The organism is Limnohabitans sp. Rim8 (genome assembly GCF_945901735.1).
GTDB lineage: Bacteria > Pseudomonadota > Gammaproteobacteria > Burkholderiales > Burkholderiaceae_C > Limnohabitans_A.
Window position 1 is genome coordinate 25,611 of the sequence record NZ_CAMDLM010000035.1, and the last position, 7,984, is coordinate 33,594.

Below are 7,984 nucleotides of genomic sequence, written 5' to 3' on the forward strand. Positions count from 1 at the left end.
GGACAAGAAGAACTTTCATGGAATCATCTTGAGTTGCTTGAGCAGCTGTGTGTCGTTGCGTGCCTGCTCGGTGAGCATGTCGGCCATTGCGGTACGGCTGATGGTGCCTTCAATCGTGCCCGATTCTTTGAGGTATTTTTGAAACCGTGCCGAAGCAACCCCCGCTTTGATCATGGCGTAGTTGCGTTCGATCAAGGCCTCGGGCGTGCCTTTCTTGATGAACATCCCGCGCCAGTGGTACTTGACGATGTCAATGCCCAATTCTTTGAGCGTGGGCACATCGGGCAATTGGGCCAACCGAGCCTCGCCGGTCTGGGCCAGAATCTTGGTGCGCGGCGTAAAGGTGCCCGCCACGCTGACGTTGCTGACAGCGCCTTCGATCTGTTCGCCAATGACAGCGGCAATGGCTTTGCCGCCGCTGTCGTACGGGATCCAGCTGAAATCGCCATCGACCCTGCGGCTCAATTGCATCATGACCATCTGAAACGGACCACCGATGGCATACCCGCCAATCCGAACATGGTCTTTCTTGACGCGCATTTCTTCGGCAAAGGCACCGAAGTCTTTGAATTTCTGGGGCAGCGCATACAAGGCAAAGGGGTCAAGCTGAACCCGGTACAGAGGTTCGAAATCGGTCCATTCATGAAGACGGCCTGGCAACTGCAGTATGGAGGTGATGCCTGTCCCATCGGCCAGCATGGTAAGGCCATCGGCAGGCGCTTGTTTCAAGAAAGACATGGCCAATTGACCCGATGCGCCTGGCTTGGGCTCCACAATCACGCTGCGTCCGGTGGCTTTGCTGATTTCATCGGCCAGTATGCGCAGCATCACATCTTGCGGAGCCCCTGCACCGGAGCCGTGCACGATGCGCATGATGGGCTGCTGCTGGCTCCAGCTGGGGGCGGACAAACCCGCCAGCAAGCCCAGCGCCAATATGTGACGTCTTGTGCGGTGAAACATGTGTTTGTCTCCTAATCGTTGAGAGTCTGAACAGTGGGTGTTGTCGGAAGGGTCGTTATCTAGCGAGATGCGATTTGCGTGCGATACATGAGCCTGCGTGAATGGGGATCGAAAGCATCCCGTTTATGCAAGGTACAAGTGTTGTCCCACATCATGACGTCGCCAGCAGTCCAAACCTGGGTCCAAGTGAAACGATCCTGGGTGGCGTGAGCCCACAGTGCATCCAACAACGCCTCGCTTTCCTGCAGTGCGAGGCCTTTGATGTAAGCATTGCGGCGACGCCCCAGCATCAGGGCTTTTTTGCCGGTTTGCGGTTGAGTGGTCACCAGGGGATGAACGGCACCTACCGTTTGTGTGGGGTCGGTGTTGTCGGCAAATCCCAGTCGCAACTCACCGGCACTGTTGCGACTGGCATCGTGGACACAACTCAGATGTTGAATGCGCTGCTTGAGTTCATCGGACAAGCTGTCGTAGGCCATGTACATGTTGGCAAAGTGGGTGTCTCCACCCGATGGGGGCACTTCTTTGCTGAACAAGCACGCGCCTTTGGGCGGGAATTCGTTGTAGGTCATGTCCGCATGCCAAACAGCTTCGCCATCCCCGAGTGCACCGACCGGAACACCGCCAATTTTGACGTTCGAAATCACGGCAATTTCTGGCGGCAATTCGTCATGTGTCTTGCTCATGCCGTGGCTGACGGTGGGTCGTTTGTCCAAAGGACCAAAATGCTTGGAAAAGGCGATTTGTTGCTCAAAGGTCACATGCGCCTGATTTCTGAACCGAAGAACCAAGTGCTCTTGCCAAGCCAGTCGGATGGTGTCGAGCTGGTGCGCACTCAAGGGCTTTGACAAGTCGATGCCCGCAATGTCTGCGCCAAGTGCTTTAGGGGAGGCAATCACCTCCAAGGTGTCAACGTTTTCCATGGCTTGCATCTTGGCGTCCTTCATGTTTGACTGAAATCAAGCGTAAGGGAGTTATATTTATAAGTCAATTTTGTTTTTTTGATGTACTTATAGGAAAAATGAATATAACTTTTCGTCAAGTGGAGGTGTTTCTGGCTTTGGCCCGGACTTTGAGTTTCAGTCAGGCGGCCAGGGATTGCCACATCTCGCAGCCCGCGCTCAGTTCCAGCATCAAAAAACTGGAGAGCCTGCTGGGGGCACAGTTGTTTGATCGTCATACGCGCAAAGTCAAACTCACGGTGGTGGGGCAGGAGTTTTATGCGCTGGCCACAACGCTCGATGAAAGCATCCAGCATTCACAGGTTCGGATTCGGGAATTCATCTCAGGCGAGCGTGGCAAGCTCATGATTGCGGCGGTGCCTTCCTTGGCCGCCGGTTATGCGCCGCGTGCCATTGCCGCTTTCATGCACCGCCACCCTGACATTGACGTGCAATTGGTGGATGTCCTTTCCGATCAGTGTCTGGACATGTTGCGCATAGGCACAGTCGATGTGGCCTTGACGCCAGCCTATGCAGAGGGACGCGAGTTTCATCAAACAGCGCTGTTCGAGGAGGCCTTGGGTGCGGTGTTGCCGCAGGGACATGTCTTGACTGAAAAGCAACAACTTTCATGGGCCGATCTGACGCCCTATCCCTTGGTGGTGGTGAATTCCACTGGCCATCTCAGGCAAACCATTGATACGGAATTCCGACGACTGGGCTTTCTCTTGGAGCCTGCCTACGAGGTGGCTCAAGTGGGCACCATGTTGGGTTTGATCCGCGAAGGCTTGGCCATTGGTGTGCTGTCAAAAACCTTGCTGGAATGTTTTGACCTGGATCACCTGACTTTTCGACCCATTGACAGCCTGTCGGCATTCCGAACCATTTGCCTGATGACTTCGGTATCCCGCACCCCGACACCGGCCGTGGATGCCTTCATGAAGGTGTGCATGACCATGCGATGAATAGGTTTGCATTTTATGGGGTCGGCCATTCGCAGCATCCAGGCATCAGCGCTTGCGGCGCAAAAAACAGGACAATCAAGCCCTCCGTGCGGATCACGCTTTAACTTTTCGCCATGCCTGCACGAATCGAGTCATGAAGCCCCGTATTTCATCCACCAACAAGGTATTCCCATGAAGCGACGCAATGTATTCCAACTTTTTTTGGCCTGGTTGGCCAGCGCCACGGTGCCCATGAGTGCGGCAGCGGCCAACTTTCCCCTCAAGAAAACCAAAGCCGAGTGGCGCAAGTTGGTCTCGCCGAGTGCGTATGAGGTGCTGTTTGAGCACGGCACTGAGCGCCCGGGCAGCAGCCCGCTCAACGCCGAGAAGCGGCCTGGCACCTTTGTCTGTGTGGCTTGCAACTTGCCCTTGTTCAGCGCGGCACACAAATACGAGAGCGGCACGGGTTGGCCCAGTTTTTTCCAAGCCTTGCCTGGCGCTTTGGGCACCACCACAGATTTCAAGCTCATCTACCCGCGAACCGAATACCACTGTTCGCGCTGTGGCGGGCACCACGGTCATGTGTTTGATGACGGGCCCAAGCCCACGGGCAAGCGCTTTTGCAACAACGGTGTGGCCTTGGCGTTTGTGCCAGAAGGCCAAACGCTCCCCGCTTTGAGGACATGACCATGAACAGCCCCCCTGTTGTGAGGCCCCTGCGCTGGTTCGCCACGGCACTGACCGCTGTCGCGCTTTTGTTGGCCGCTTGCTCGCCCAGCCAGAGCTCCAGTGCGGGTCAAGCGCCTGCTGCCCAGACCGGGCCGACCGAGGTGGAAGCTGCACCCGTGCTCAACGGCAAGCCCATGGCTTATGCCTTGTTTGCCGGTGGCTGTTTCTGGTGCATCGAGGCAGACTTTGAAAAACTGACCGGTGTTGTGGCTGTTGATTCGGGCTACACCGCAGGCAAAACGCCCAAGCCCACTTACGCGCAAGTCAGTGCCGGCAACACGGGCCACACCGAGGCGGTGAGGGTGCTGTACGACCCCAGCCAAGTGAGTTACGCGCAATTGGTCGACTACTTTTGGCGGCACATCGACCCGACCGTCAAAGACCAACAATTTTGTGATGTGGGCGCCCATTACCGCAGCGGCATCTATTGGCAAAATGAAACGGAACGCACCATCGCCGAGGCCAGCCGTGACGCCCTGATCCGCAGCGGTCGCTTCACCACCATTCACACCGAACTGGCACCCAGTTCTGCGTTTCATCTGGCCGAGGACTACCACCAGGATTACTACAAGAAGAACGAACTGCGCTACAACTACTACCGATTGAGTTGTGGGCGGGATGCGCGGGTCAAAAAACTCTGGGGTTGAGGCTCCGTCGCTTCGTCTTCGGCCTTGGCCGTTCAATGACACTCACCAGTTTCCCCACCGCGGGCGCATTTTTGAAAGATGGTCGGGTTGCCGCAAAGGGTGATAAGCGATTTCCAAAGTCAAAAGCTGCAGCAGAGACATGCAAGCGGCTTAATTTTGCATCGGCTGCGCCACCAGCTTCACTCCCAGCGCAGTGCAGACTCGGGCAATCGTGTCAAAGCGCGGATGCGATGTGGGGCGCAGGGCTTTGTAGAGGGCTTCGCGGGTCAGGCCCGAAGCTCGGGCCACTTCGGTCATCCCGCGTGCGCGGGCGATGGTGCCCAGCGCATGGGTCAGCTCGGCGGGGTCGTTTTCTTCCAGCACCAGCGTCAGGTAGTTGGCCACATCCTCATCGGTCTTGAGGTATTCGGCCATGTCGAAGTCAGGCAAGTCGGCGACTTTGATTTTTCGGGTCATGCTCAATTACTCCGTGAGGGTTCTGCTCAATGCAATGGCGCGGGCGATGTCGTCAGACTGCGTGGACTTATCGCCACCGCCCAGCATCACGATCAGCATGCCGTCTCGCTCGACAAAATACATGCGCCAGCCGGGGCCAAAGAACTCGCGCATTTCGCTGACGCCTTCGCCTACTGGAGCCACATCGCCCAGCAAACCGCGCTGGACTTTTTCGAGCCGACGGGTCAGTCGAATGCGTGTCATGCCATCCCGCAGGCTGGCCAGCCACTCATCAAACTCGGGCATGCGTTTGATCGTATACATCATGATTGTAATCAGTTGTTCACACTTCCCAAGTTTGTTGGAGGCGGAAATAGCCGAAGACTAGCCACATATCAAAATTGAAAATAGATTATTAAGTAATATTTTTTGTTTTTGGCATGGGGTTGAACTTCAATGAACACCGCTGTGGTGCATCACTCAGGCAAACTACCCCCCTTCGTTCACCTTCCCAGCCCCTGATCGACCTTTTGTCGACCGCTGGGGCGCCTCAATTCCCGTGGAACCACAGCATGGAAATCAAAGTCAATTTTCTCGACAAACTGCGCCTGGAGGCCAAGTTTGACGACTTCACCGTGCTGGCCGATCAGCCGATTCGTTACAAAGGGGATGGCTCGGCGCCCGGTCCGTTCGATTATTTTTTGGCGTCTTCGGCTTTGTGTGCGGCGTATTTTGTGAAGCTGTATTGCGAGACGCGCAGCATCTCCACAGAGCACATCCGCCTGTCGCAAAACAACATCGTTGACCCCGACAACCGCTACCTGCAGACCATCAAGATTCAGGTGGAGTTGCCGGCCGACCTGTCCGACAAAGACCGCCAAGGCATCTTGCGGTCGATTGACCGTTGCACGGTTAAAAAGGCGATTCAAGCGGGTCCGACCTTCATCGTTGAAGCGGTGGACAACCTGGACGCCGACGCGCAGGCCTTGCTGACGCTTGAGGCCAATGCACACACGCAGACCCGCATTGCGGGCAAAGACTTACCGCTGGAGCAGACCATCGCCAACATGACGCGAGTCTTGGCCGACTTGGGCATCAAGATTGAGATCGCGTCTTGGCGCAACCTGGTGCCCAACGTGTGGTCGCTGCACATCCGAGACGCGCATTCGCCCATGTGCTTCACCAACGGCAAGGGCTCGACCAAAGAAAGCGCCTTGGCCTCGGCTTTGGGGGAATACATCGAGCGGCTGAACAACAACCACTTTTACGCGGGCGTGTTTTTTGGCGAAGACATTGCCAACGCCGACTTTGTGCACGATCCGCAAGAGCGCTGGTTTCAGCCGGGCAAGCGCGACGCGCTGCCCAAAGGCTTGTTGGATGCACACTGCTTGCGCGTCTACAACCCAGATGGCGAGCTGCGCGCCTCGCACCTGTTCGACACCAACTCGGGCAACCCCTCGCGCGGCATTTGTGCGCTGCCCTATGTGCGCCAGTCCGACGGTGAGGTGGTGTACTTCCCCTCCAACCTGGTGGAAAACCTGTTTGTGAGCAACGGCATGAGCGCGGGCAACACCCTGGTGGAAGCGCAGGTGCAGTGCCTGTCAGAAATTTTTGAGCGGGCCGTCAAGCGCGAGATTCTGGAAGGCGAAATGTCCTTGCCGGATGTGCCACCGGATGTGTTGGCGAAGTACCCCGGCATCGTGGCGGGCATCGAGGCTTTGGAGGCGCAGGGGTTCCCGGTCTTGGTCAAAGACGCGTCGCTGGGCGGTGTGTACCCGGTGATGTGCGTGACCCTGATGAACCCGCGCACGGGCGGTGTGTTCGCTTCTTTTGGTGCGCACCCGCGTTTGGACGTGGCGCTGGAACGCAGCCTGACCGAGCTGCTGCAGGGACGCAGCTTTGAAGGCCTGAACGACCTGCCCGCGCCCACCTTCACCAGCAATGCGGTGACCGAGCCCAACAACTTTGTCGAGCACTTCATCGACTCCAGCGGGGTGGTGTCGTGGCGGTTTTTCAGCGCCCAATCGGATTACGAATTTGTGGAATGGGACTTTGCCGGGGAGGGCGAGGACGCCACCGCGCAAGAGGCCGCCACGCTGTTTGGCATCTTGCAGGCATTGGGCAAAGAAGCCTATGTGACGGTGCACGACCAACTGGGCGCCACCGCCTGCCGCATCCTGGTGCCGGGTTACTCCGAGGTGTACCCGGTGGACGACTTGATTTGGGACAACACCAACAAAGCGCTGTTGTTCCGTGGCGATGTGCTCAACCTGCACCGATTGGATGACGAGGCGCTGGAGGCCTTGTTGAACCGCTTGGAGAACAACGAGTTGGACGACTACCTCGACATTGCCACCCTGATTGGCATTGAGTTTGACGACAACACGGTGTGGGGCCAGTTGACGGTGATGGAGCTCAAGCTCTTGATCCACCTGGCTTTGCAGCAGCTGGAAGAGGCCCACGAATTGGTGAGCGCTTTTCTGCAGTACAACGACAACACGGTGGAGCGCCGCTTGTTTTACCAAGCATTGAATGTGGTGTTGGAGGTGACGTTGGACGAGGAACTGGACTTGGCGAATTACGCCGTCAACTTCAGGCGCATGTTTGGCAATGAGCGCATGGTGGCTGCCATCGGTTCGGTGGACGGCAGCGTGCGCTTTCATGGCCTCACGCCCACCAGCCTGAAGCTCGAAACCCTGGATCGGCACCAGCGGCTTCTGGACAGCTACAAAAAACTGCACGCGGCGCGCTCGCGGGTGGCGGCGAAGCAGGCCTTGAATTGACGGCGTGAATCCCAGTCGTCCTTCGCAGGCCTGTGTCTGCCTCGGTATTCCAATGGCGATGGACAACAACCGCCATGTCGGACCTGAAGGCACCGACCTGCGAATACCGGCATGTCTCCCGTAGGTCGGGCCTTGAGGGTACGACGTGTTCTTGTAGGTCGGGCCTTTAGGGTCCGACAGCCATCCCCTCGCAAAGCGACAGTTCAAAGCCCGTTCAATTGGAAGTCTTGGCTTTGACCCTGACCCCGCCGATGACCCCCACCACCAGCAGCACAATGCCTGCCAGCGTCAACGGTTCAGGCCATTGGCCGCGCAGCCAAAAGGCAAAGGCCAGGGCTGACAGGGTTTCGAACACGATGAGCTGTCCGGCCAGGGCGGTGGGCAGGCGTTGGCTGGCGGCATTCCAGCACAGGGTGCCCAGCCACGAGGCGAACAGCGCAATGGCCATCATGAGCCCGATGAATTCGAGGGGGCGCGGTCCCAGGGGCATGGGCAGTGGGTTGTTCGTGGCGCTGCTCCACAGCCAGAACGCGGCATAGCCCAGC

The 7,984-nt window shown here is 57.4% G+C and carries 9 protein-coding genes; 4 read left to right on the top strand and 5 right to left on the bottom strand.

What is annotated here, in order from left to right; genetic code table 11:
• Positions 1 to 15: 15 nt before the first annotated feature.
• Positions 16 to 960: a tripartite tricarboxylate transporter substrate binding protein gene (locus Q0O99_RS14905; RefSeq protein ID WP_293752763.1), complete on the bottom strand. Its 945-nt coding sequence runs from the start codon at positions 958 to 960 to the stop codon at positions 16 to 18.
• A gap of 59 nt (positions 961 to 1,019) precedes the next feature.
• Positions 1,020 to 1,907, bottom strand: coding sequence for a TauD/TfdA family dioxygenase (locus Q0O99_RS14910; RefSeq protein ID WP_293752764.1), 888 nt, complete (start codon positions 1,905 to 1,907; stop codon positions 1,020 to 1,022).
• Positions 1,908 to 1,981: 74 nt separating this feature from the next.
• Here Q0O99_RS14910 and Q0O99_RS14915 point away from each other — a divergent pair, with 74 nt between their 5' ends.
• The 3 genes from Q0O99_RS14915 (at position 1,982) to msrA (ending at position 4,221) form a co-directional block, all read left to right on the top strand.
• Positions 1,982 to 2,866, top strand: a complete 885-nt coding sequence (locus Q0O99_RS14915) for a LysR family transcriptional regulator (RefSeq protein ID WP_293752765.1) — start codon at positions 1,982 to 1,984, stop codon at positions 2,864 to 2,866.
• A 171-nt stretch (positions 2,867 to 3,037) separates the two neighbouring features.
• Complete coding sequence (gene msrB, locus Q0O99_RS14920) at positions 3,038 to 3,532, top strand: peptide-methionine (R)-S-oxide reductase MsrB (protein WP_293752766.1); 495 nt, start codon at positions 3,038 to 3,040, stop codon at positions 3,530 to 3,532.
• A gap of 2 nt (positions 3,533 to 3,534) precedes the next feature.
• A complete protein-coding gene (gene msrA, locus Q0O99_RS14925; protein WP_293752767.1) occupies positions 3,535 to 4,221 on the top strand; it encodes a peptide-methionine (S)-S-oxide reductase MsrA in 687 nt (228 codons plus the stop codon).
• A gap of 150 nt (positions 4,222 to 4,371) precedes the next feature.
• Here the strand turns inward: msrA and Q0O99_RS14930 are convergent, their stop codons facing one another.
• Both Q0O99_RS14930 and Q0O99_RS14935 read right to left on the bottom strand, forming a co-directional pair.
• A complete protein-coding gene (locus Q0O99_RS14930; RefSeq protein WP_293752768.1) occupies positions 4,372 to 4,677 on the bottom strand; it encodes an addiction module antidote protein in 306 nt (101 codons plus the stop codon).
• A 6-nt stretch (positions 4,678 to 4,683) separates the two neighbouring features.
• The gene (locus Q0O99_RS14935) at positions 4,684 to 4,980 is read right to left on the bottom strand and encodes a type II toxin-antitoxin system RelE/ParE family toxin (protein ID WP_293752773.1); all 297 of its coding nucleotides are present in this window, start codon (positions 4,978 to 4,980) and stop codon (positions 4,684 to 4,686) included.
• Between the two features lie 248 nt (positions 4,981 to 5,228).
• On the opposite strand from Q0O99_RS14935, the gene Q0O99_RS14940 reads away from it, so the two are divergent.
• Positions 5,229 to 7,439 carry an OsmC domain/YcaO domain-containing protein gene (locus Q0O99_RS14940; protein ID WP_293752769.1) on the top strand — a complete coding sequence of 737 codons (2,211 nt, stop codon included), beginning with the start codon at positions 5,229 to 5,231 and terminating at the stop codon, positions 7,437 to 7,439.
• Positions 7,440 to 7,653: 214 nt separating this feature from the next.
• Here Q0O99_RS14940 and Q0O99_RS14945 read toward each other — a convergent pair.
• Positions 7,654 to 7,984 (bottom strand): EamA family transporter (locus Q0O99_RS14945; protein WP_293752770.1); only part of this gene is annotated, 331 nt, incomplete at its 5' end.